The organism is Terrirhizobium terrae (genome assembly GCF_030323265.1).
Lineage (GTDB): Bacteria > Pseudomonadota > Alphaproteobacteria > Rhizobiales > Rhizobiaceae > Neorhizobium.
In genome coordinates this window covers 2,235,927-2,259,944 of record NZ_CP104992.1, presented here as the reverse complement: position 1 = coordinate 2,259,944, position 24,018 = coordinate 2,235,927, and the positions used below count along the sequence as shown (strand labels likewise).

Below are 24,018 nucleotides of genomic sequence, written 5' to 3'. Positions count from 1 at the left end.
TTTTTACTTCAGGTTCTTGCTGACGATCGATGCCATTTCATCTGCAGTGGTGATGACCTTGGAATTCATCTCGTAGGCGCGCTGGGCCGAGATCAGATTGGTGATCTCCTTGACCGAGTCGACGTTCGAGGTTTCCAGGTACCCCTGCTTCAGATAGCCGAAGCCCGGATCTTCCGGCACTGCGACGATAGCTTCTCCCGAAGCCAGCGTCTGGCCGAAGAGGTTGTCGCCGAGCGGCTGGAGGCCGGCCTCGTTGACGAAATTGGCGATCTGCAACTGGCCGACTTCCTGAAACTCGGTCTCGTTGCCGATGCGCACCATGACCTGACCGGTGCGGCTGATCTGGGTTTCGCTGGCATCGGCCGGAATGACGATGTTCGGAATGACGGCATAGCCGTCGATCGTCACCAGCTGGCCATCGGCGTTCTGGTTGAAGGCGCCGGCGCGGCTGTAGAGCGTCGTACCGTCCGGAGCCGCGATCTGGAACCAGCCACGACCGACAAGCGCCACGTCGAGCGGGTTTTCCGTCTGGGTCAGTTCGCCCTGGGTGTGGATGTTGCGGACGGCAGACGTCTGGACGCCGAGACCGATATTGGCACCTTCTGGAACGATCGCCTGGTTGGCGCGGTTCGGCACGCCCTGGGCGCGTTCGCTCTGATAGAGAAGGTCAGTGAATTCAGCACGCGCGCGCTTGTAGCCCGTCGTGTTGATGTTTGCGATGTTATTGGCGATGACTTCCAGATTGGTCTGCTGGGCATCCATGCCCGTCGCAGCGACGGCAAGCGCTCTCATGTCTTCGTCCTCAAATCTAAATCTGCATCTTCGTAATATCGAGATAGGCACTGACGATCTTGTCGCGGACCGCCAATGCGGTCTGCAGCGACTGCTGCGCCTCAAGAACCGCGTCTACGACTTCACGGGTGTTCGCCTTGCCCTGGATGGCCTTGAACGACATGGTTTCAGCACCCTTGATGCTGTCGACCGCGCCGCTTGCCATATTGCCGAGCACTTCGGCAAAGTTCATGCCGGTGTTCTGACCGGGCGTCAGCGCAGTGCTGCCGAGCGCCTGTGTTTCCATGGTCGAACCGGTCGAGGAGAGACCCTCGAGGCCCTTGGTGAAGGACAGCGAGCTTACGTTCTGGATCTTGTCAATCATTAGCCGCTACTCTTCAGGAGATCGATGGTGGCTGCGACGAGTTCGCGGGTCTGCTTGATCGTCTGCAGGTTGGCGTCATAGGAGCGATTGGCTTCGCGCATGTCGGCCATTTCGATCAGCATGTTGACGTTCGGCATCTTGACCATGCCGCGTTCGTCGGCCGCCGGATGATCGGGATCGTATTCCTCGACGAACTTGCCCTGATCGACGCCGATCTTCTTGACGCCGACGAGATCGACGCCGGAGGCCTTGTCGAGTTCCTCGCCGAAGGTGATCAGCTTGCGCCGATAGGGATCGGCACCCGGCGTGTCGCCGGTGGAGCGAGCGTTGGCGATATTTTCGGAAACGATACGGAGGCGTGTCGCCTGCGCCTCGAGGCCCGAGCCTGCTATCTTGGAAGCAGCTGAAAGCGGATCCATGCTTTACCTCTTAACGGTCAACAACATCATGCTGTGGAACGACTTCACCAGTCCCGTGCTGAGCTCGTACTGGCGTTTGATTTCACCGGTCTTGCTCAGTTCCTGAGACAGGGACACGGTATTTCCCGACTCCTGGATGCCGATTTCGTTGTTGAGCTCGGAATCCTTGAGGTCGATGTCTTCGCTCAAGTCGTTGGAAGCGAAATGAGCCGGGTTGGTGCGCGCCATCGGGACATGGGTTCTGTCGAGAACCGCCTCGAATGGCGTCACGTCCTTGGACTTGAAATTCGGGGTCGTGGAATTGGCGATATTGCCGGCAACGACTTCCTGCCGAACCGACAGCCATTCGGCCTGACGGGACGCAAGATTGAACAGCTGAATCGGTTGCATAGGCTTTACTCCATCATCTGAGAGGAACCTATGTTAGTAAGCTTGCGTCGGACTTACGGGTTTGCCGATGCCTGGTCCTGATAGATCTCTCCGCTAGACGTGATGATCACCCAATGGCCGTCGCGTTGCTCCAAAGTGGCGACCTTGCTGTTGTCCGGCAGGATGGAGCCTATCCTGACCATGTACATGCCCGAGCCGTCCTCTATCAGTGCCCGGCCGTTGGCCACATGCAGAAGTCGAAACTTGCCTGTGCCAGGCATCGGTTGCTGTTCGAGCGCCACACCGGGCTCCTCGCGTCCCAGCGAAGAGACGGTCGCCGTCGTCAGCTGGTCGAGAGGATCGATCGGAAGCGACTGATCCTTGGTCCGGTCGATCATCGCAAGCGGCGAAACGCTGAAGACCTCGCGCGGTGGCGAAGGCGGCAGATCGCGCGTGTTCTCGAAGGGATCGATGCGCAGTCCGAACTTGTCTTCGTTGAGGAAGACGTACCAGGGAAAGAAGGCCGATGCTGCGGCGAGCATGATCCCCGCTCCCACCAGGAGTTTGTCGCCAAAGCGCGAAGGCTCCTGACGTCGCGCCGTCGCTTTTCCTTGCCGTGAAATGCTCATGGCCGTGTCACCTTCTTGCTATGGCAGACTGTGCTGCGGGCTGGCCTGCCGCCGCGCGCAGAGAGTTCGCGAGATCCGCGTAGGCATCGGCCGCGGGCTTGTCGCCGGGCGTCTGCTTCAAAACTTCGTAAATGACCGGCACCTGCTTGATCGCCATGTCGAGATCCGGATCGCTGCCGGCGCGATAGCCACCGATCAGACGCAGGTCGCGGGTCTCTTCGTATTTGTGGATCAGCGACTTCAGGCGCGAGACCAGCTTTTCCTGGTCGTCCGTCCAGGCCTTGCGGGCGAGACGGGAAATCGACGCCAGCGGGTTGATCGGCGGATAGCGACCTTCCTCGGCCAGCGAACGATCGAGCACGAGGTGCCCGTCGAGAATGCCGCGGGTGCTGTCGGCGATCGGGTCGTTGTGGTTGTCGCCATCGACAAGGATCGAGATGATCGCGGTGATCGTCCCCTCGCCTTCCATGCCGGGGCCAGCGCGTTCAAGAAGCCGCGGCAATTCGGTGAAGACGGAAGCGGGATAACCGCGGGCGATCGGCGGCTCACCGGACGCCACGGCCACCTCGCGGATGGCATGGGCGAAGCGGGTCACGCTGTCGATGATGAACAGGACGTTCTCGCCCTTGTTGCGGAAGTGCTCGGCAATCGTCACGCCGACCAGCGGCGCCATCTTGCGCAGCATCGGGCTTTCATCGCTGGTGGCAACGACGACGATCGACTTTTTCATGTTGTCGCCGAGCGTATCCTCGATGAACTCACGCACTTCGCGGCCACGTTCGCCAACCAGCGAGATGACGACCTTGTCGAAGGCGTCAGCGCGCGCCAGCATGGAGAGCAGCGTCGACTTGCCGACGCCCGAACCGGCGAAGACGCCGAGACGCTGGCCGAGGCAGAGCGGCGAGAAGATGTCGACGGCGCGCACGCCGGTGCGGAAACCGGTCTCGACGCGGCTGCGGCTCATCGATGGCGGCGCGGTCGTATTGATCGAGCGGGCGTCGATGCCGTGAATGAGCGCGCCCTTGCCGTCGATCGGCTCGCAGAGTGAGCTGATCGTGCGACCGCACCAGCTGTCATCCGGGGCAACGCGGAATGCGCCCTGGCGGATGACGGTATCACCGATGCCGATCGGATCGCCCGGCTCGATCGGGCAGACATAGACGAGATCGGGCTCTACCCGGGTCACTTCACCCAGATGCAGGCCCTTGGCCGTGCGGTGCCCGACGAACTCACCGAGGCGCACGTGCTTGGAGAGGCCGGCGACCGTATAGTGGCCGGCGGCAATGGTGCGCACGTTGCCGCCATGGGCGATCGATACGGACGGATCGGTATAGCGAGCGGCAAGGCTGGCAAGCTGAACGAGCTTGCCGCCCGCCAGAGCCTGGGTGACGGCGGGTTCTGACAACGGCGTTTCCATCATCAACTATTGGAGCCGCCGAGTACCCGGATCGCATCATCCATTGCCGATTCTGCTGTCGCGCATCAGCGACGACATGCCCTCGAATGCCCGGTTGACCTGGATCAGCTGGGTCATTTCGCGGATGCCGTTGACGTTCGACTGTTCGACATAGCCCTGGACGACGGATGTGTTGAATGCGTCGACGACCGGTTCGGCGTTGGCGACCGGGATCACGCCTTCATTGTCGTACCGATTGTAGCCCTGGGAGATGTCGGCCGTGTAGAGACCGAGCTGGCCGACGATCACATCGTTCTGGCGGATAGTGCCATCGGCACTGACGCTTGGCGGACCACCTTCGCGATTGAGCTGGATCGGTGCGCCACCTGCATCGAGAACGCTGAAGCCGCGCGAGGAGCGCAGCATTCCGTTCGCGTCGAGCGTGAAGCGTCCGTCGCGGGTGAGGACCTGGCCGGCAGGCGTATCGATGGCGAACCAGGCATCGCCCTTGACCGCGAAGTCGAGCGGGTTGCCGGTCTGCTGCAGTTCGCCGCTGCGCGTTGCGAGATAGTCGTTGCCCTGGCTGACGAAGGCAATCTTGGCATTGATATCGTTGCTGGTCTTGCTCAAGACCTCGTCGAACTTAACCTCGGTAGCCCGAAAGCCAACGGTGTTCATGTTGGCCATATTGTCGGCGATGGTATTCAGGCGTCGCTCAAGCGCGATCTGGGACGAAATGCCGACATAAAGTCCGGACTGCATATCATTTGCCTCCGAGTTTAAGATTGTTGATTGAGATCAGGAGATCGGTCGAAATGCCGCTCGTCGAGGGCGTGAAAAGGCTGACCGGGTCATAGGTATCGGTGGGGTTTTCGAGCTCCCACATCGCCGTGAAGCGTTCCAGGAACTTGCCGACCTTCGCGGGATCCTGAAGATCATCGACGTCGAGGACATCCTCGATGAATTCGGCCTGGCGATCGATATCGGCGGCCATGATTTCGTCCGGCATCTGGAAGGCCGTGCGCACGACCTGCGACAGCGCGTCGTCGGCCAGGATTTCCATGCCCGACTTCACCGTCGGCGCCATGCGCTCGAAGTAGAGGGCAAGGCGGACGCCCATGTTCTCAGAACCGGCATCTTCTTCCAGCGTCTGGCGCTGGAACTTGTCGACGACACCCTTCTGCGCGGCATCGAATGCCGTTGCCGCCCCACCATAAGCGGAGAAGTTGAGCGACTTGACCAGCGAGGAATAGCGGCTGTCGGACAGCTGGTTGGCGAAGGCGTCCTTGCTGTCGACGCCCTCGGTCAGGACCTTGCGGATGAAAGCCTTCGCATAGGCCATGTCTTCGAGGCCGTGTGCCTTCAGCGCATAATCATAGATACGGCTATCGGCCATGAAGTCGTCGACCGACTTTATGTCACCGATCTTGGAGAGGTAATATTCGGTTTCGCGCGCCACATCCGGCTGCTCGGCGACGCGCGCCAGCGACTTGTTCAGGTCGCGACTGATCATCGTATAGCTGGTGTAGGTGGTGATCACGGCTGGTCAATCCTGGTCCGCGCCCGAACGGGCGATGCGCGAAACGGTCCATCCGCTCCGGTGCCCGGAAACTATTGGCGAAGACTTGCGCGAAGCTGTTCGGAAAACCGGCGTTTCGGGCCAGCCTCACGCAAGCCAAGCGCCGTATCCCCAAGACCGAACGAAAAGATCGAGCGCAGGTACGCGATGAATATTGTTATCGGATTTGTTATCACCGTCGGCTGTATTCTAGGCGGCTTCATGGCCATGGGCGGTCACGTCGACGTCCTGTTTCAGCCCTACGAGCTCCTGATCATCGGTGGTGCCGGCCTCGGCGGCTTCATCATGGCTAATCCGATGAAGGTCGTGAAGGATAGCGGCAAGGCTCTCGGCGAAGCGTTCAAGAACGCGGTGCCGAAGGAACGTCACTATCTCGACGTTCTCGGCTGCCTTTACTCGCTGATGCGCGACCTCAGAACCAAGTCGCGTAACGAGATCGAAGCCCATATCGACAATCCGGAAGAATCGACGATTTTCCAGGCGGCGCCCAGCGTTCTGAAGAACAAGGAACTGACCGCATTCATCTGCGACTACGTGCGCCTGATCATCATCGGCAACGCCCGCAGCCACGAGATCGAGGCCCTTATGGACGAGGAACTCGACACGATGTTCGCCGACAAGATGAAGCCCTATCACGCGATCACCGCGATGGGCGACTCCTTCCCGGCCATCGGTATCGTCGCGGCGGTTCTCGGCGTCATCAAGGCCATGGGCAAGATCAACGAAAGCCCGGAAGTACTGGGTGGCCTCATCGGCGCGGCACTCGTCGGCACCATGCTCGGCATCTTCCTGTCCTACTCGCTCTGCAACCCGCTCACCTCGCAGATCAAGATCGTCCGCACCAAGCAGCACCGCCTCTACGTCATCGTCAAGCAGACGCTGCTCGCCTACATGAACGGTTCCGTGCCGCAGGTGGCGCTCGAATACGGCCGAAAGACGATCACCAACAAGGAACGTCCGTCGATCGATTCCGTCGAGCAGGAAATGATGAACCCCGGCGGTGAGAAGGCTGCCTGACCATGACCAATGATGCCGCGACGGAGAGACCTGCCATGGATCACGCGCTTCTTGCAAAGCTGACCGGCGGACTGGGCGATCGGGCGACGATCGAGAGGATCAGCGCGGATTTCGGCACGCTCTACGCCGAATTCCTGCCGGATGTCTTCAACAGCGAGACCGGCATCAACATCACTGTCTCCTATGTCGGCTGCAGCTCGGGCCTGATGACCGATCTCGTCGCAGGCCTTGGTGACACGTTCGCGCTTGCCGACGGTTCGCTGCGCAACTGGTCGCCGAATTTCGTGCTCGCCTGCGGCAACAGCTTCGTCATCGCGCTGATGGAGATGATGCTCGGCGCCGAGCCGGCCAGCATTCACCAGCCGATCGAACGGCCGCTCTCGGATATCGAGCTCGATCTCGCGACCATGGTATTCGAGCGGATCGGCAACGTGCTTCGCTCGGGCGTCAACGCCGCCGGCGGCTTCGAGACGCTGCTCGAGCGCCCGCACAATGCAGAGGATCGGGCAAAGCCGGACGAAGCGATCGCGCCTGAATTCGGCGTGACGATCAGGCTCGGCATCGAGCTCGGTTCGGTGAAGTCGGAATTCGCCCTGGTCGTGCCGCAGCGCGCCTTCCTGAAGACGCAGGTCGTCGTGCCCAAGCCCAAGGGCCAGCTGCCGAAGAGCAAGCAGGAATGGGCCGACCGCATGAACGAGCAGGTGCGTCGCAGCCAGGTGACGCTCGAAGCCCGCATTCGTCTCCAGAGCCTGACGCTCGGCACAATTTCGCGGCTTGCGGCCGGCGACGTGATCGCCTTTCAGGACAAGGGCGATGTGCAGGTTCAGGTCAGTGCCAACGGCAAGGACATGTATTCGTGCGAATTCGGGCGCTCCGGCGAGCGCTATACAGTTCGCGTAAAGGATAACATCAGCACCGACGACGAGATTCTAAGACATCTGATAGGCTAGTTCTTAGGTCCTCGAATTTTCGCAAAAGGCAGGCTGACGCAAGTTTCAACGGGAATAATGGTTCCATGGCTACGAAAAAGACACCACTCACTGACGACGATTCTCTGATGCCGCTTGGCGATAATGCTGATCTGGATCAGGCGATCGACGATCTGCGCGGCGTCCTCAAGGCGGATGCCACCACCGAGACGGATTTCGGCGCCGAGTTTGCGGCACCGGCCGGCGCTGACTTCGGCGGTGGCGACTTCGGGATGCCTGGCGAAGGTGCTGCGGCATTCGGCGGCGGCGATTTCGGCGCGTCCAGCGATTTCGGTGGTTCGAGCGACTTCGGCGCCACCGATGACTTCGGCGGTTCCGACTTTGCCGGTGGCGGCGAATTCAAGGAACCGGGCAGTGCGCTCACCGCCAATCTCGACCTGATCATGGATATCCCGATCGACGTCGAGATCGTGCTCGGATCGAGCCGCATGCAGGTCTCCGGCCTGATGAGCCTCGAGGAGGGCGCAACCATCGCGCTCGACAAGAGGATCGGAGAGCCGGTCGAGATCATGGTGAACGGCCGCCGGATCGGCAAGGGCGAGATCACCGTATTGGAGAATGACGATACCCGCTTCGGCGTTAAACTGACGGAAGTCTTAAGCGCCAAACGAACCTGATCCCGATGTAGGGACAGAGAGGCAAGACCATGATGGACTTTGACGATTTCGGGAGCGCGCTGTCGACGCAACCGTTATCCCAGGCGGAAAGAGCTGCGGCCGTGTTGCTTGCCATGGGCAAGGACGTGGCCGGCAAGCTCTTGAAGTATTTCACCCAGAGCGAGCTGCAGACGATCATCGCGTCGGCGCAGACGCTTCGGGCTATTCCGCCGGATGAGCTCCTGCAACTCGTCAATGAATTCGAAGACCTGTTCACCGAAGGCACCGGCCTGATGGACAACGCGGCCGCCATCGAGGGCATCCTCGAGGCCGGCCTGACGCCGGAAGAAGTCGACGGGCTGCTCGGACGCCGCACCGCGTTCCAGGCCTATGAAGCATCGATCTGGGACCGCCTGCAGGATGCCGACCCGGTCTTCGTCAGCAAGTTCCTGTCGCGCGAGCATCCGCAGACGATCGCCTATATCCTTTCCATGATGCCGTCGTCGTTCGGCGCCAAGGTGCTGATGCAGCTTTCCGAAAGCCGTCGCCCCGACATCATGAACAGAACCGTCAACATGAAGTCGGTCAGCCCCAAGGCTGCACAGATCATCGAGAACCGCGTCGTCGAACTGATCGACGCCATCGAGGCGGAACGCAACTCGACGGGTACCGCGAAGGTTGCCGAACTAATGAACGAACTCGAGAAGAAGCAGGTCGATACCCTGCTCGACTCGCTCGAGACGATCAGCAAGGAAGCTGCGACCAAGGTTCGTCCGAAGATCTTCCTCTTCGAAGACCTCATGTTCATGCCGCAACGCAGCCGCGTCATGCTGCTCAACGACGTCGCCGGCGATATCCTGACGATGGCGCTGCGCGGCGCCAGCGCCGAGATCAAGGAATGTGTCCTGTCGTCGATCAGCCCGCGTGCGCGCCGCATGATCGAGGCGGACCTTCAGGTTCAGGGCGCAACGCTCAATCCGCGCGAAGTGGCCATGGCCCGCCGCGCGGTTGCCCAGGAAGCGATCCGGCTTGCCAATGGCGGCCAGATCCTTCTGAAGGAAGAGCCGAAGGACGAAGCGGAAAAGAGCCCGGAAGCGGCCTGATAGAAAGTTTATGCACGAGGAAGGAAGCGGAGCAGCTCGTCTGCTCCGCTTTCGTTTTTCGGGCGGCACCCCCGTCATCCCCAGTCTTTATGTTGACTCGATCTGCGCCTATCGCGCCTTCAGATAATCTTGGGCAACCTGAGTGACCGATCTCGCTCGAAGGATGGTGCCTTGTCGGACGAAGATAAAGACAGCAAAACAGAAGAGCCGACAGCGAAAAAAATGTCGGATGCCGCGGAGAAGGGTAACGTTCCCTTTTCCCGCGAGCTGCCGCTATTTGCCTCGACACTGGCCTTCTACGTCTTCCTCGTCTTCTTCCTGCCATCCGGCTTCGCGCGCATCGGTGAGACGCTGCGGGATCTGTTCGAGCAGCCCGACCAGTGGCGGCTGGAAAACACGCCCGATGTCGTTTCGCTCGGCTCCCATCTTGGCTGGGCGATGGCCGCCTTTCTCGTTCCGCCGCTCCTGCTTTTCATGATCTTCGGCCTTGGCGCATCGATTTCCCAGAACATGCCGTCCTTCGTGCTCGAACGCATTCGGCCGCAGATGGAGCGAGTGTCGCCGATCAAGGGCTTCAAGCGGATTTATAGCGGACCTGGCCTCGTCGAATTCGGCAAGTCGATATTCAAGATCCTCGTTGTCTCGGTCATCATGTATTTCGTGCTGCGCGGAGAATTCTTCGCGTCGCTGAATGCGATGTTCTCCGATCCGCAGATCATTCTGGTCAAGCTCGACGGCATCGTCCGGAAAATGGCCGTGGTGCTGATGCTTTGCGCCGGCCTGCTTGCCGTCGTCGACGTGCTGTGGACCCGGCACCACTGGTACAGCCAGCTGCGCATGACCAAGCAGGAAATCAAGGACGAGTACAAACAGTCCCAGGGCGACCCGATCGTCAAGCAGCGCCAAAGGGCCGTTGCCCGCGATCGCGCGCGCCGCCGTATGATCAACAACGTTCCGCGTGCGACGCTGGTCATTGCCAACCCGACTCACTATGCCGTGGCTTTGCGTTACGTGCGTGAAGAGAACGACGCGCCGATCGTCGTGGCCAAGGGGCAGGACCTAATCGCGCTCAGGATCCGCGAGATGGCGGAACAGAACAATATTCCTGTTTTCGAGGATCCGCCGCTTGCACGCTCCATGTTTGCGCAAGTCTCGGTAGATAGTGTGATCCCAGCAGTCTTCTACAAGGCTGTGGCAGAACTCGTGCACCGGGTTTACGCGTCCCGGTCGCCCAGAAAACGGACACGCTGAGCGTCATGAAGAAATGCACCTACTCTATCGACCGCGAACAGATCGTTGCTACCGCCATCAGCCCGGTTGCTTCGGAGCTCAGGCTGCTGGACGCAGCGGACCTCATCTCGCTCCTGCGGTTTGAGTGTTACAGTAGTCTTTCGGACCTCGTGTCGTCCGCCGCAGAGCTATATTTTCACCCGGGAACGGTCAGTTTCGGCGCCGGCGGAGATTATTCGCTCGACTGGGGCGGCGTGCCTGCAGTTACGCTCGATCTTGAAATCAAGCCGCGCGGCGTGTCCGTCTACGCGCGTCTACGGCTGGCCGACACGCAGGCCGGACTCGAGATCGACCATATCGCATTTCAAAATCCGTCGGACAGCCCGGACGAGAATACCGCGTTCCTGGAACAGAGCCTGCGCGAATCAAAATTCGTGACGGGCGAAGTCTCGACGCATTGAGCGTCCGGCGCATGCGTAAGGCGGCGCCAACCACTACCTTGAGATCAATGGATATAGCCAAGGCGGATCGCCTTGGCGATCGCCTGGATGCGATTGACCGAGTCGAGCTTGATCGTCGCAGAGCCGAGATAGGCGTTCACGGTGTGCACCGAGAGGCCGAGCTTCTCGGCGATTTCTTCACTGATGCGGCCGTCCCCGGCAAGCTGCAGGCAGGCAACCTCCCGCTCGCTCAATGTCTCCGCCGGTACGCTGCGGCGCTCCTCCAGCGCCAATAGATCCATCATGATCTGGCAACTGCGCACATGCTGGTCGATAATGAGGTCGCTGCTGAGATCGATCGACGAGGCGAGAAACAGGACATAGCCATTCCCGAGCGCCCCGAGGCGTACGGGGAACGCAATTCCGGAAAAGGGTAGAACTCGCGGCTCCAATCGCCGGACGAGCGTGGCGAGATCGCCGGCCTCGGCAAAGCTCGTGCTTTCCGTTCCCGTCCAGATCAGCGGAAGAAGCGACATCTCCATATGATCGAGGAGAACCTCGCCATAGGCATCGACGAGAAGGTCGTGAAGGCCTGTGCCGGCCGTGCCCCAGTTTTCAAGTTCGCAGATCAGTTTGCGCTTGTTCGGCATGCCCGCGCCTGTGACACGCAGCACGACAAAATTGCGCGCCCGCAGCGTCTTCTGCATCGCCACCAGCTTGGGAAAGATGTCGGACCTGCTGGCAGCCCGCTGCAGCCGCAGATATTGAATGTTTCCGGTTCCCTCTCCCATGCCGCTGCGCGAATACGCCATGATCAGCCTTCCTACACCAGGTTGTTGCGCACCGCATAAGCGATGGCTTCGGATCGCGTCTTCGTCGCCGTCTTGCGCATGACGCTGGTGATGTAGTTGTTGATGGTATTGCGTGATATGCCGAGGATGACGGCGATCTCGTCGCTGGTCTTGCCCTCCGCGATCCAGAACAGGCACTCCAGCTCGCGCTCCGTCAGTTCGAAATCACGCTCGGAGCGGGCGTCATGGGCCTCCACGAAGCTCGCGCCATAGGCGGCGAACAGGCCAACTTCCTTCAGCCTCTCCTGCGACAGGATGATCCCTTCGGGGAAAAGCAGCATCAGAGAAAAGCGGATGCGGCCGACGCAGAACATCAGCGAGCAATATTGCCGGCTGATTTCGTCCGGCGGTATTGCCTCGTCCGGCAGGAGCAAAAAGCTCGGCGTCAGCAAGGAAAGGCACTTCTCCAACTCCGTCGAGCGCGCATAACCGCTCGCGAGTTCGGAGCCGAGCCTTCTCACCAGATCGAAGGGCCAGTCCGACGTGACGATGAAGTCGAGGCCCTGCTCCTGGACAAGGTCGTAACGGGCGAGCAGAAAATGAGACGCGCCAACATAATCCGCCAAAAGCTTCATGACGGCCTGGACGTTATTCGACGCAGAGGCAATGCTCAGACGCCTGACCAGTTGCTCTCTGGACAAGATCTTGGTCGACGCGGCATCAGCGTTCAAACCCGTCCCCGCCGTCACGCCCTGATTTGGCAGCTCCATTCGTTTTACGCTCCCTGCGCAGTCTGATCTGCTTGCTTCATCTGCAGCGTCAAATGCGCGCGACCTTCAAGGTTCCGCCAAAACTTCCTCGGCTTGATGGAATGCTCATCATCCCACCACCCAAAAAGCCATATTTTAGCCTTGCTTCAGACACCCTGGATTTCCTTGGCGCAGATAGGCAACGGCACGAATCATGGGTGATTGTAGGTGAGACAGGCCGAATTACCATGCTAGGCGCCCGTCTTTCCCCAAAGCAGCAAGGCCGAAGAGCGCTCGCCCAACAGCCTTTCATGCCATTATGTCACGGAAATTGAACAAAAAAGGGCCGAATTGTGTCGGCCCTTTGATGATCATATTTTTGTGAGCGACTATCAGGCGGCCTTGTCGACAGCCCATTTGCGAAGGATTTTCGCGGCCCGCTCCTCGGAGATCTCGACCATGCGGGCAAGACGCTTCTCCGGGCCTTCCTTGACGCGGCGGTTGAACCCGCCGTCGTCCGCATCCCCGAAGTCGCCGGAGCTGTCGAAGCCGAAGTCCGAGCCGAAATCCGAACCGAAGCCGTCCATGAGCGCCGGGCCGCCGGCCGGTGAGAAGTCGGGCAGTTCCAGTCCGGCAACCTCGCTGGAGGCCTCGGTTGCTGCGGTCATGCCACCGACGGTGCGGATGAGCGGGCGGAGACCGAGCCAAACCACCAGGAAGGCGACCAGGACGAAGGCAAGCGAGTTGATGATGCCGCCGATATTGCGGTTCAGCGTCTCCATCATGCCCGGGCCTGCTGCGGCCTCGTCGAGAAGCTGTGTTTCGAGGAAGTCCATGGCCGTGAGTGTCACGACGTCGCCGCGTGTCTCGCTCAGGCCTGCAGCCGAACTGACGATCTTCTGCATTTCGGCAAGATAGGCGTCGATCTTGGCCTGGTCGGCCGGTTCGCCGACCATCTGTGCGATACGCCCCTTGTTGACGACAACCGCCACGGAGACCTTCTCGATCTGGTAGCTGTTGCGCGTCGTCGCGACAGTACGCTGGTTGATCTCGTAGTTGGTCTGTTCTTCGCGCTTGTTGGCCTGGTCGGACGACTGCGGTCCAGCTGCCCCACCCGCTTCAGGCGCGGCCTGGGGAACGTTCTGCTCGACAGTTGCAGCATTGTCGTTCTGAGACTGCTGAGACTGGGATTCTTCCCGGGTCGTGCGGACCGAGCGTTCGACGCGCGAGTTCGGATCGTAGACCGTTTCCTGGATCTGCTGGCTATCGGTGTTGAGAGCGGCGGTGACGCTGGAGCGGAAATTGTCCATGCCCAGGAAGGGAGCGAGCGCCTTGTCGATATTGGTTTCGATCTCCTGCTGCACCGTCTGGACCATGCCGAGCGAGCGGGTGAGCTGGCTGTTGCCGCCCTCGTCGCCGGACGCGAGAAGCTGCCCCGTGGAATCGAGAATGGTGACGTCTTCGACGTCGAGACCCGGAACGGCAGAGGCGACCATGTGGCGAATGGATGCGGCAGCCTTGCGGCCGGCAGTCGAGCTGGCGCGGATCATCACCGAAGCGGTAGGCTTCTGCTCGCCGCGGCGGAAATTGCCGACGTCGGGCATGACGATGTGGACGCGGGCGGCGGAAACGCCGCTGATCTGCTGGATGGTGCGACCGATCTCGCCCTCGAGCGCGCGAACGCGGGTGACTTCCTGCATGAAGGAGGTCAGGCCGAGAGAGCCGACATTGTCGAAGAGTTCATAACCAGCATTGGCGCTGTTGGGCAGATTGCGCTCGGCAAGCAGCACACGTGCGCGGCCTGTAGATCCTACAGGGACCTGAATACTGGCACCGTCAGCGCCCACCTCAAACGGCATGTTCGCTTCGGCGAGCGCGATACTGATCTGGTTGAGGTCAGTCGTCTCGAGGCCGACATACAAAGTCTCGTAAGCAGGCTTATTGACGTAAATGGCAGCAGCAAGGACCAAAGCGACCGACACCAGGCCGGCGGCCGCAAGCGCAATCAACTTGGTCTGGCCTAAGGCCGCCAAGTTCTTAAATACATTCTGAAATTGAGCTAACAGATTCATTCTGTTTCCACATCGCCGAACACGGTTATAGAGCTTTCGCCCAAGCGCACCCTAAGAGGCGAAGCTTGTGCGAACGTTTCGGCAATGCGGTATGGAGACAGAGCCCGGCCTTTGTTCAGACCGGAAGAGATGGATCAGAAGAAGTCGAAGTCGCCGGCGGCCTTGCTGAGCGGCTGGGAATGGCCATGACGCACACCGCTAGAAAGGGCGCGCTGCATGTCGGCAAGCTTCACCAGGCTGAGCGCGGTGGAGACGTCCACCTTCCAGTTTTCCGGTATGGTGCCTGTGATCGTATCGATGAATTCCGCAAGCCCCCGGGTCTTCTGGACGGCAAGATCGATACCCTGGAGGATCTTGATAGTGTCGGGGGATTTCAAGAGCTCCGCCCCTCCCACTTCGAGGATTTCGGGCTCGATGCGCTCGATCAGATAGGCGACGTCATGCAGTTCGGAGACCAGACGCATCAGCACGTCGGGTAAGGCTTCTTCGGGGGCTGCGATTGGCGGCGCGATTATGTCGGTCATGGCAGTCCCTGGTACGTATGATGAAAATCAGAAGAATTCGATGGAGTTGTCGACGGCCGGCTTTGGCGGTGTGCGAACCGGACGCTGTTCCAGTGCGACCGTCCTCTGGGTTTCGGCTCCCGTCAGCGGGTACTGCCTGGCACGGCCGCTTACCGGCCAGTATTCAAGCTTTCTGCCGTGATCGCCGCCCGTGGAGGAGCCTACGACCTGGATGCCTTCATCACGCAGGAACTCCATGGCGAAGGCAGCGTTCTGCTCGCCCACGTTGGAGAAGCTCGCGATCGTCTTTGCCCCACCGAAGATCTTCGCCTCCAGTCGGTCACGACGCGCGCCCTTCTTCAGAAGGCCGTTGATGAGAAGCTCCATGAGGTGGACGCCGTAACGGGTGGCGTCCCCTCCAGAGCCCATGGCCCCGCCCGAGCCAGGAAGCAGAAAGTGGTTCATGCCGCCGACACCGGCGACAGGATCGCGAAGACACGCAGCCACGCACGACCCAAGGATCGTCGACAGGACGACATCCGGGTCGTCGACGACTTTGTACTCTCCTTGAATAATATGGACGCGCTTGGCAGCAGCGGCTTCTATCATTTGAGGGCTCCGAATACCGCTTCGATGGCGGCTTTCATCTTCTCGATGGTGAACGGCTTGGCGAGCACGTTGTTGGCGCCGAGCGAAGCAGCCTTCTGAACCAGGGCTCGGTCGCCCTGGGCCGTCAGGATGATGAAGGCAGCCTTCTTGGTGTTCGGGTTGGCGCGAACGGCCTGCAGGAAACCGATGCCATCCATGTTGGGCATGTTGAAGTCGGAGATGACCAGGTGATGCGGCTGCTCGGACATGATCTTCATGCCCTGCACACCGTCGCCGGCAGCAGTGATCTGCTTGAAGCCGAGCTGTGTCAGGGCATCGCTGAGCAGCAGGCGGCTGGTGACCTGATCGTCGACGATCAGAACTTTGATTTTTTCAGCGAGAGACATTTATTCGGTACCTTCTTTTCGGGCGGCAGTTAATTTCAAAACTTCTTCTCCAATGGAGCCCAATGGCAGTTGGTGCTCGACGGCACCCAATTCATGGGCGACCCTCGGCATGCCATAGACCACACAGGTCTTTTCATTCTGTCCGATTGTGCGTGCGCCAGCATTGCGCATCTTCAGCAGTCCGGATGCTCCGTCGCGCCCCATGCCGGTCAGAATGACGCCAACCGCATTGCGGCCGGCCAATTCCGCGACTGAATCGAAGAGGACATCCACAGATGGCCGATGGCCGTTGACTGGATCCTTCTCAATCAGCCGGCAGCATGGTGCTGACGGGTTTGCTATCTGCAGGTGCCGGTCGCCGCCGGGCGCGAGATAGACCTTGCCGATCTCCAGACGCGCGCCATCCGTCGCCTCCTGCACCACAGGAGCGCAGATACGATTAAGCCGTTCAGCAAAACTTTTGGTAAACGTGGACGGCATATGTTGAGTGATTACCGTCGGCGGGCAGTTCTGCGGGAATTTTTGCAACACTGCGATCAGCGCCTCGACGCCTCCGGTCGACGAGCCTATCGCCACGACCTTGCGTCCGACACGATAATCCTTGGCCGTCATTGCCGGCGTCACGGCCGCAGGAGCGGCAGACGGTAACCATTTGCGGCCGGAGCGGGCTGCGGCCTTGACCTTTTCCGCCAGATCCATGAACGGGCGGGCATCGCCGGGCACCGGCTTGCCAACGCAGTCGAAGGCACCGATCTCGAGTGCCGCGAGCGTCGCGTTAGCGCCGTGGTGGGTCATGGTGGAGACCATGATGACCGGCATCGGCCGCAGGCGCATGATCTTGTCGAGGAATTCCAGCCCGTTCATGTCGGGCATTTCGATGTCGAGCGTCACGACATCGGGATTAAGCTGCTTGATCGCCGCACGCGCTTCCATCGCATCACCAGCCTGGCCGATGACGCTGACGTCCGGGTCGGAATTCAGGACGGCGGTGATCAGGCCGCGCATTGTCGGTGAATCGTCGACGACGAGAACCCGTGCTGGCGCGCTCATGGCTTCCTCCTCCATGCTTGCCCATATACCGGTAGGTGGTGATACCGATATTATCGAAGAGGTTCTTCGCATCGCCGGAAACGCGCTCGGAATGGCCGATATAGAGATGGCCTGCTTCCGGCAGCAGCGACGCGAAGCGCGACCAGATCTTCACCTGGGTCGGCTCGTCGAAATAGATCACCACGTTGCGGCAGAAGATGACGTCGAAATTGCCCTTGAACGGCCATTGCGCCATCAGGTTCAGTTCGTTGAAGGTGATCAGCTTCTTCACCCGATCATCGACCTGGAACTTGCGGCGGCCGTTAACGTCCACCTCGCGGAACCACTGCTTGCGCATGGCCGGAGACACGCTTTCCAGCGCGCCCTCGTCATAGGCGCCCATCCGGGCGGTATCGAGGATCTTGGGATCGATATCGGTCGCAAGGATGCGAAAATCGTAGTCCGCCGCATTCGGGAACATCGCCAGCACCGTCAGGGCGATCGAATAGGGTTCCTGCCCGTCGGAACAGGCAGCCGACCAGATGCGCACCCGACCGCCGCTCTTGGCGCGGTTGATCAGGCCCGGCAGGACCTCGTCGCGCAGATGCTCGAAATGATGGTTCTCGCGGAAGAAGCGGGTGAAGTTCGTCGTCAGATGCGACAGCATCTCACGGCGCACCGGCGCGCCCTCCGGCGAAGCGACCAGCGTGCAATATTCGCGGAAGCCCCGCAGGCCCAGGTTGCGGATGTGCTTCGACAGCCGCGAATAGACCAGCGACGCCTTGGAATCGTTGAGATAGATACCGGCATCCGCATAGATCATCGCAGCGATTTCGGACAGGTCGCGGCGGGTCAGCGGATATTCACCGCTTGCCAGAACCTCGTCCGGCGACTGCCGGCTATCGATCGCGCCCAGGGGCATCATGCGGCTTCACTTTCCTTATCAAGAACCTTTTCGGGGAACAGCGCGTCAAGCTCGATCATGCAGATCATCCGCTTGTCGATCGCCAGGATGCCCTTGCGTATTGCTTTTCCAGATCGGAGGAGATTTCCGGTACCGGCTGGATGTTTTCCTCGGTGATCGTGAGGATGTCGGAGACGGCCTCGACCAGGAGGCCGACGACCCGGTTCTTCACCTGGGCGACGATGATGACGTGGCGGGCGCTCGGTTCGGCGTCCTTCATGCCGAGCCGGGCCGAGAGGTCGACGATCGGCAGGACGGCACCGCGCAGGTTGATGACACCCAGGACATAGGCCGGTGCGTGCGGCATCGGCGTGGCCTGTGTCCATCCGCGGATCTCGCGGACGGACATGATGTTGACGCAGAACTCCTGCTCTCCGATACGGAAGGCAATCAGTTCCCGGCTTCCTGCACAAGCGACTTCACGGCATACGACATACTTATCAACCCGTGGCGGCGAGAGACATTTCAGGCTTCAGGGACTGGCCGCGCGACGCTGCGACGACTGCATCGACGTCCAGGATGAGTGCGACGCGTCCATCACCAAGGATGGTTGCGGCAGCGATGCCCGGGACGTGGGTGTAGTTGGCTTCGAGCGACTTGATGACGACCTGGCGCTGGCCCTGGATGGCATCGACCATCAGTGCGCGCTGACCGCCACCTTCGGATTCGACCAGAAGGGCGACGCCTTCGACCGGGTTTGCCTGGGTCGAGCGGAAGTTCAGGATACGGCCGACATCCACCAGCGGGCAGAACGAGTTGCGGATGGAGATCAACCGCTGCGTCGCGCCGAAGGAGTGGATCGCCGAGGCTTCCGGCTGCAGGGTCTCGACGATTGCCGTCAACGGCACGACCAGCGTCTGGCCGGCAACGGTGACGACCATGCCGTCGAGAACGGCGAGCGTCAGCGGCAGGCTCATCGTGAAGACGGAACCCTGGCCCGGCTTCGACGAGATCGAGATACGGCCGCCGAGTGCCTGGATCGAGCGCTTGACCACGTCCATGCCGACGCCGCGGCCGGAAATGTCGGAGATCTGGTCGGCGGTGGAGAAGCCCGGCGCGAAGATCAGGTTGTCGATTTCTTCGTCCGTCAGGTTGGCGTCCGGCGCGATCAGATCGTTGTCGATCGCCTTCTGCTTGACGCGCTCGCGGTTGATACCACCGCCGTCGTCCTGCAGTTCGATGAGAATACGGCCCGAACGATGCTTTGCGGAAAGCTTGATCGTGCCTTCCGGATCCTTGCCGGCAGCTTCGCGCTTTTCCGGGCTCTCGATGCCGTGGTCGACGGCATTGCGGATCATGTGGGTAAGCGGCTCGGCGATCTTGTCGATGACCGTCTTGTCGACTTCGGTGTTTTCACCCTCGGTGACGAGGCGGATCTGCTTGCCGACCATGTCGGCCACTTCGCGGACGATACGCGACATGCGCTGGAAGACCGGCTTTACCGGCTGTGCGCGGATGGCCATGACCGAATCCTGGATCTCGCGGGTGAGCTGCTGCAGCTCTTCGAGACCCATGTTGATCGAGGACACGCCGTTATTGTCGTTTTCGATGACGCTCTGGGAGAGCATCGCCTGGTTGATGACGAGCTCGCCGACAAGGTTGATCAGGCGGTCGACGCGATCGAGATCGACGCGGATCGTCTGGCCGGCGGAGTTTGCGGCGGCAGCGGCATTGTTCTGCGCGGCTGCGGCTGCAGCGGCGGCTGCCGTTTCCTTCTTCTCGACGGCAGCGGCGACAGCCTTCGTCACGTTCGCTGCAGTCTCGGCAGCGGCGACGGCGGCCGGTGCGGGGAGGCAACGGGCTCGGCGGCGTCGAGAGCCGAGAGATCGAACGGAACCGGGACCATCGGCAGTTCTTCGTCTTCCGACGCTTCAGCTGGCTTGACGTCCAGTTCGCAATCCCATTCGGCGAATTCGAAGACTGCGCGGACTTCGTCTTCCGACTTTGCGGTCTTCAGCGAGATCTTCCAGCCGAAATAGGAGGCTTCCGGATCCATGCTTTCGAGCGCGGGCAGCGTGTCCGTGTCGCAGGCAATGCTCATCTCGCCGAGGCGGGAGAGATCGCGCAGCAGGAGGGCTGCTTCATTGCCCTTGGAGTAAAGTTCGCGGGTCGGCTTGAAGGAGATGTCGAAAATGTTGCCGAGAACCGCTTCCTCGTCGCCGCCAAAGTCGTCGAAGGTGAAGGGGATCGGCTGGAAGCCGCTGTCGTCGGTCGGCGCAGGCGCTGCGGCTGTAGGGGTAGCCTTGGCGGCAGGCTTCGGCGCGTCGGCCGCGCCCGACGGCATTTCGCCGTTCGCCAGCGCTTCCAGTTCCTTGACCAGCGTCTTGGTGCGGCTGTCCTCGACGCTGCCGCCATCACGCGAGCAGGTGACGAGGTCGGCCAGGACGTCGGCGGACTTTAGCATGACCTTCAGGACGTCCTGGTTCGGCTCCAGCTTGTTGGAGCGAACGCAGTCGAGCGTCGTTTCGAAGACGTGTGCGAAGGCGACCAGGTCGTCCAGACCGAAGGCGCCCGCTCCCCCTTGATGGAATGAACGGCACGGAAGACGGCATTGACCGTTTCGGGATCGCGGTCCCCATCATTCAGCTTGAGAAGACCAGACTCCAGTTCGGCGAGCTGTTCTTCGCATTCCTGAAAGAAGATCTCTTTGATTTCGTTCATATCCATAGGAGGGATTCCCGGTTCAGGCGGTTACACGCTCGATCGCATCGATCAGTTTGGCAGGATCGAAAGGCTTGACGATCCAACCCGTCGCACCGGCCTGGCGCGCGCGGTTCTTCTTTTCGGCATCGCTTTCCGTCGTCAGGACGAGGATCGGGATCGCACGGTACTTGTCGTTGCGACGAACGCCTTCGATGAAGCCGAAGCCGTCGAGGCGGGGCATGTTGATGTCGGTGACGATGACGTCCGGATCACAGCCTTCGAGGACTTCGAGGCCTTCGACGCCGTCTTCGGCCTGGATCGTCTCGAAACCGGCATTGTTGAGGGTCACCAGAAGCATGTTCCGGATCGTCCGTGAATCATCCACGGTCAGCACTTTTTCTTCATTGCTAGATCTCCTTAGCAACCATCTTGTCGGGGTCGATGCCGATCAACTGCATCGTCTTTTCGAAAGCGTCGGAGGCCTTCTCGATCAGGAAAGACTTCTTGTCCGCCTGCCAGGCGGCAGCGCCGGCGACGAGGACCTGGGCGCACTGGACGCCGACCCGCTCGACGGCGGAGGCATCGATCACAATGTCGCTGCCGCGCATCGTCATAAGCTTGCCGTGCAAGGCAGACGCTTCATTGAGGTCGAGGACGGGCGCGAGCGCCACCGTTCCCGATGCGGCTTTCTTTGCTGCCATCAGTTTCTTCCTTGCAGTTTGTAAACGGGTTGAGCCTGCGGCTCGGAAAATGCCTGGTAGGTTACCCCGGACGCATTGTCGGCCTGGGCATAGGCAGGGGCCGGGCGGCGATCCTCGTAACCTTCGACGACCCTGCTCTGGCGGGCGATGCGGAATTCGCGAACGGTGCGGCCGAGTTCGAGGATGACCGAGTGCAATTCATCCGCGCCCTCGCCGGCATTGCGGGCGAAGCTTGCATTGGTACCCATGTCCTGGCTCAGGCTGTCGATATCGGAGGTGATGCGGGTCAGGCCTTCGGACTGCTCGACCGTACGCTGCGCAACACCCGAAATGGCGTCGTTGATTTCGGTCACCTGGCGGACGATGCCGCCGATCGCGGTCTGCGTGCGGTGGACCATGTCGACGCCTGCGCCGACCTGCGACTTGGTGCCGGTGACCAGCGTCTTGATTTCGCGGGCGGCATCGGCGGAACGCTGGGCAAGCGCGCGGACTTCCTGCGCGACGACAGCAAAGCCGCGACCGCTGTCGCCGGCGCGGGCCGCCTCGATGCCGGCATTGAGCGCCAGGAGATTTGTCTGGAAGGCGATCTCGTCGATGACGCCGATGATCTCGCCGATCTTCTCGGCCGAGGTCTCGATGTCGGTCATGGCGCTGATGGCGCGGCCGACGACTTCGCCGCTTTCCTCAACCGAGCGACGGGTCGCGGCAGCGGCCTTTTCGGCGGCGGAGGTTCCGGCGACGGTTTCCTTCACGATCTCGGAAAGCTGACGGAGGTCCTCAGTTGCGGTGCGGGCCCGCTGCGCCTGGTCTTCCGAAGCGGTCGCGAATGTCGATGCGTTGCGGGCAATCGCGTCGGTCAGCCCGACGGCCTGCCTGCCTGCGGCATCGATCGCCTGGACGGATTGCTGCATGCCGCCGACCGCGCGGGCGAGCAACCCTGCGAGTTCGCGGTAGGCTTCCGGCATCTCGGCTGGCAGGGCAACGGTCAGGTCACGCTCGGCGAGAGCGGCAATCACGGCGGCAAACGTGTCGACGGCTTCGGCCTGATCGGCGGTGCGCTGGTCGGCCAGCGCACGCTGGTGCTTCTGGCGCTGTTCGTTGAACCGCAGCGAGACGGCGATCTCGACATCGATCATGACGAGGCGGACGAGCGCGCTCAGGAGATCGTGGAGTTCACGCTCTTTTTGCGCGAGCCGGGAAGGATGGAGCGCGGCGACAGATCGTTGACGGCGCCGACGATAAGATGTTCGAGCATGACCGCATGGCCGGCGACGTGCCAGCGCGGATCGAGCCCCATGCGGCTCTCTGTATCGGAGAGAACCTTGACGCGATCGGCATAGAGCGCATCGAAACGGGCATCGGTGAGGACGGACCAGTGGGACGCCTGGAGGTCGTTCAGGCGCTCGACCTGCTGCTCGCTGTCGAAGTGACGGGCTGCTTCGGGAAAGGACTGGAGGCGGTGGAAGAGATCGCGCAGGCCGGCCTTCAGGTGGTCTTCAAGATGCGGACGGGAGCGGCGCACAAGGTTGCACAGATCGCCGTCGAGCCCGGCGAATGCCAGCCTCTCGCCAAGGCTGCCCGCCTGGCCACGTCGAACCTGTTCGCTTGGCGTGTCCTGCACCAACGTCGTCCCCAAAACCACATAAACCGAGAGCTCGGCGCGAAAGAAGCCATGCCGGTCAGGATCTCTGGAGATGAACGATGCATGCCCGGCACAGGAGGACGATCATCCCGTGCCATGCGAACGCGGCCAACGCAGGTTTTCCTGACTTTTCATGAGCGGATACCGGATTGAGACCGGTACGGCATTGGCGGCTTCATGCCTGGTGGTAGACCGCGGTCGTCCCATTTCGCCGTGATGTCCAATATGTATGGTTAATTCCTTGCGCGAAGGTTAATGCGCAGTAGAACCGGGCCGTTTTGCTACACAAGGCATGTAAAAGATAAACGCTCTGCCAACCCGTGCGTGCACTGCACCATATTGGAGCTACGCAAGGTTATGCGCAGATAGGAAAATACCGCCTCACACGGCCGGCTGCGGCGGAAAGCGCTTGCTGAGATAGGCCGATCCTTGAAGGCCGAAGCGCCAGGGGTGTTCGACCGCCCGGGTGATGCCGATCCTCGGCCCGATGACGACGAGCGGGCTCACCTTCGGCGCCGTGAGCTTGAACGGCGGCTCAAACAGCGACAGCCCGTCATGGGCAATGGTGACGCCGAGCGCCTGGCAGAGGCGGCCCGGCCCCGAGCAGAGCAGCAGCGGATCATTGCGCCCCCGCCGTGCCTCCATCTCCGCAATCCCGCTGACCGGCTGCAGCGCCCGGATCAGCACCGCCGACCCCGGAAGGCAGACGAAATTCAGACACCAGTGGATGCCGTAGGACCGGTAGACATAGGCATGCCCCGGAGCGCCAAACATGGTGCGCGTCCGCGGGCTCTCGCCGCGAAAACTATGCGACGCCGGATCATCCCGTTCATAGGCCTCGGTTTCGACGATGATGCCGGCGGAACCGTCGAAGTCCAGCTCGACGCCGATCAGGTCACGGGCGACGGTGGTGGCGGGACGGGTGAAGAAGGTAGGGAGGATGGGTGAAGACACGGAAGCTCGTCGGACATTCTGAAAGTGGCTCGATGTGTCGAACCAAGAGATT

23 protein-coding genes and 5 pseudogenes are annotated in these 24,018 nt (G+C 61.0%); 6 read left to right on the top strand and 22 right to left on the bottom strand.

The window, feature by feature from the left end; all coding sequences use genetic code 11:
• Positions 1–3: 3 nt before the first annotated feature.
• The 8 genes and pseudogenes from flgG to N7E02_RS18870 form a co-directional block, all read right to left on the bottom strand.
• A complete protein-coding gene (gene flgG / locus N7E02_RS18905; RefSeq protein WP_286579197.1) occupies positions 4–792 on the bottom strand; it encodes a flagellar basal-body rod protein FlgG in 789 nt (262 codons plus the stop codon).
• A gap of 16 nt (positions 793–808) precedes the next feature.
• Positions 809–1,156 carry a flagellar hook-basal body complex protein FliE gene (gene fliE, locus N7E02_RS18900; RefSeq protein ID WP_286579196.1) on the bottom strand — a complete coding sequence of 116 codons (348 nt, stop codon included), beginning with the start codon at positions 1,154–1,156 and terminating at the stop codon, positions 809–811.
• Positions 1,156–1,575, bottom strand: a complete 420-nt coding sequence (gene flgC, locus N7E02_RS18895; RefSeq protein ID WP_286579195.1) for a flagellar basal body rod protein FlgC — start codon at positions 1,573–1,575, stop codon at positions 1,156–1,158. Before flgC ends, fliE begins: the two co-directional genes overlap by 1 nt.
• Before the next feature lie 3 nt (positions 1,576–1,578).
• Positions 1,579–1,965, bottom strand: coding sequence for a flagellar basal body rod protein FlgB (gene flgB / locus N7E02_RS18890; protein WP_286579194.1), 387 nt, complete (start codon positions 1,963–1,965; stop codon positions 1,579–1,581).
• 53 nt (positions 1,966–2,018) lie between these two features.
• A complete protein-coding gene (locus N7E02_RS18885) occupies positions 2,019–2,573 on the bottom strand; it encodes a flagellar protein (RefSeq protein WP_286579193.1) in 555 nt (184 codons plus the stop codon).
• Positions 2,574–2,580: 7 nt separating this feature from the next.
• Positions 2,581–3,993: a flagellar protein export ATPase FliI gene (fliI, locus tag N7E02_RS18880; protein WP_286579192.1), complete on the bottom strand. Its 1,413-nt coding sequence runs from the start codon at positions 3,991–3,993 to the stop codon at positions 2,581–2,583.
• A pseudogene (flgF, locus tag N7E02_RS18875) lies at positions 3,993–4,731 on the bottom strand (flagellar basal-body rod protein FlgF). The gene fliI and the pseudogene flgF overlap by 1 nt, the downstream one beginning before the upstream one ends.
• Before the next feature lies 1 nt (position 4,732).
• Entirely contained in the window at positions 4,733–5,509 is a 777-nt protein-coding gene (locus N7E02_RS18870; protein WP_286579191.1) for a DUF1217 domain-containing protein, read from the bottom strand.
• Between the two features lie 186 nt (positions 5,510–5,695).
• On the opposite strand from N7E02_RS18870, the gene motA reads away from it, so the two are divergent.
• The 6 genes from motA to N7E02_RS18840 all read left to right on the top strand — a co-directional run bounded on the left by motA (position 5,696) and on the right by N7E02_RS18840 (position 10,944).
• The gene (gene motA, locus N7E02_RS18865; protein ID WP_286579190.1) at positions 5,696–6,565 is read left to right on the top strand and encodes a flagellar motor stator protein MotA; all 870 of its coding nucleotides are present in this window, start codon (positions 5,696–5,698) and stop codon (positions 6,563–6,565) included.
• Positions 6,562–7,515, top strand: a complete 954-nt coding sequence (locus N7E02_RS18860; protein WP_374730733.1) for a FliM/FliN family flagellar motor switch protein — start codon at positions 6,562–6,564, stop codon at positions 7,513–7,515. Before motA ends, N7E02_RS18860 begins: the two co-directional genes overlap by 4 nt.
• A gap of 65 nt (positions 7,516–7,580) precedes the next feature.
• Positions 7,581–8,171, top strand: a complete 591-nt coding sequence (gene fliN / locus N7E02_RS18855) for a flagellar motor switch protein FliN (protein ID WP_286579188.1) — start codon at positions 7,581–7,583, stop codon at positions 8,169–8,171.
• A gap of 29 nt (positions 8,172–8,200) precedes the next feature.
• Positions 8,201–9,253 carry a flagellar motor switch protein FliG gene (gene fliG, locus N7E02_RS18850; protein ID WP_286579187.1) on the top strand — a complete coding sequence of 351 codons (1,053 nt, stop codon included), beginning with the start codon at positions 8,201–8,203 and terminating at the stop codon, positions 9,251–9,253.
• A gap of 222 nt (positions 9,254–9,475) precedes the next feature.
• Positions 9,476–10,504, top strand: a complete 1,029-nt coding sequence (flhB, locus tag N7E02_RS18845; protein WP_286579186.1) for a flagellar biosynthesis protein FlhB — start codon at positions 9,476–9,478, stop codon at positions 10,502–10,504.
• Positions 10,505–10,509: 5 nt separating this feature from the next.
• On the top strand, positions 10,510–10,944 hold the full coding sequence (locus N7E02_RS18840) for a BspJ family T4SS effector nucleomodulin (protein WP_286579185.1): 435 nt from the start codon (positions 10,510–10,512) through the stop codon (positions 10,942–10,944).
• A 44-nt stretch (positions 10,945–10,988) separates the two neighbouring features.
• Here the strand turns inward: N7E02_RS18840 and visR are convergent, their stop codons facing one another.
• The 14 genes and pseudogenes from visR to N7E02_RS18770 all read right to left on the bottom strand — a co-directional run bounded on the left by visR (position 10,989) and on the right by N7E02_RS18770 (position 23,966).
• Entirely contained in the window at positions 10,989–11,735 is a 747-nt protein-coding gene (visR, locus tag N7E02_RS18835; RefSeq protein ID WP_286579184.1) for a transcriptional regulator VisR, read from the bottom strand.
• An 11-nt stretch (positions 11,736–11,746) separates the two neighbouring features.
• A complete protein-coding gene (gene visN / locus N7E02_RS18830) occupies positions 11,747–12,484 on the bottom strand; it encodes a transcriptional regulator VisN (RefSeq protein ID WP_286579183.1) in 738 nt (245 codons plus the stop codon).
• 371 nt (positions 12,485–12,855) lie between these two features.
• Complete coding sequence (gene fliF / locus N7E02_RS18825; RefSeq protein WP_286579182.1) at positions 12,856–14,535, bottom strand: flagellar basal-body MS-ring/collar protein FliF; 1,680 nt, start codon at positions 14,533–14,535, stop codon at positions 12,856–12,858.
• Positions 14,536–14,669: 134 nt separating this feature from the next.
• Positions 14,670–15,059: a chemotaxis protein CheT gene (cheT, locus tag N7E02_RS18820; protein ID WP_286579181.1), complete on the bottom strand. Its 390-nt coding sequence runs from the start codon at positions 15,057–15,059 to the stop codon at positions 14,670–14,672.
• A 27-nt stretch (positions 15,060–15,086) separates the two neighbouring features.
• Entirely contained in the window at positions 15,087–15,647 is a 561-nt protein-coding gene (cheD, locus tag N7E02_RS18815; RefSeq protein WP_286579180.1) for a chemoreceptor glutamine deamidase CheD, read from the bottom strand.
• A complete protein-coding gene (locus N7E02_RS18810) occupies positions 15,644–16,033 on the bottom strand; it encodes a response regulator (RefSeq protein WP_092998331.1) in 390 nt (129 codons plus the stop codon). Before N7E02_RS18810 ends, cheD begins: the two co-directional genes overlap by 4 nt.
• On the bottom strand, positions 16,034–17,083 hold the full coding sequence (gene cheB, locus N7E02_RS18805) for a protein-glutamate O-methylesterase CheB (RefSeq protein ID WP_286579179.1): 1,050 nt from the start codon (positions 17,081–17,083) through the stop codon (positions 16,034–16,036).
• A gap of 7 nt (positions 17,084–17,090) precedes the next feature.
• Positions 17,091–17,987: pseudogene (gene cheR / locus N7E02_RS18800) on the bottom strand (protein-glutamate O-methyltransferase CheR); the annotation flags it as partial.
• Positions 17,984–18,461 (bottom strand): annotated as a pseudogene (locus tag N7E02_RS18795) (chemotaxis protein CheW). The pseudogenes cheR and N7E02_RS18795, both read right to left, overlap by 4 nt.
• Positions 18,462–18,466: 5 nt before the next feature.
• Positions 18,467–20,693: pseudogene (locus N7E02_RS18790) on the bottom strand (chemotaxis protein CheA).
• Positions 20,694–20,709: 16 nt separating this feature from the next.
• Positions 20,710–21,027: a response regulator gene (locus N7E02_RS18785; protein ID WP_286579178.1), complete on the bottom strand. Its 318-nt coding sequence runs from the start codon at positions 21,025–21,027 to the stop codon at positions 20,710–20,712.
• 49 nt (positions 21,028–21,076) lie between these two features.
• Positions 21,077–21,370, bottom strand: coding sequence for an STAS domain-containing protein (locus N7E02_RS18780; RefSeq protein WP_286579177.1), 294 nt, complete (start codon positions 21,368–21,370; stop codon positions 21,077–21,079).
• Positions 21,370–22,994, bottom strand: a pseudogene (locus tag N7E02_RS18775) (globin-coupled sensor protein). The gene N7E02_RS18780 and the pseudogene N7E02_RS18775 overlap by 1 nt, the downstream one beginning before the upstream one ends.
• A gap of 399 nt (positions 22,995–23,393) precedes the next feature.
• Positions 23,394–23,966, bottom strand: coding sequence for a DNA-3-methyladenine glycosylase (locus N7E02_RS18770; RefSeq protein WP_286579176.1), 573 nt, complete (start codon positions 23,964–23,966; stop codon positions 23,394–23,396).
• Positions 23,967–24,018: the final 52 nt, after the last annotated feature.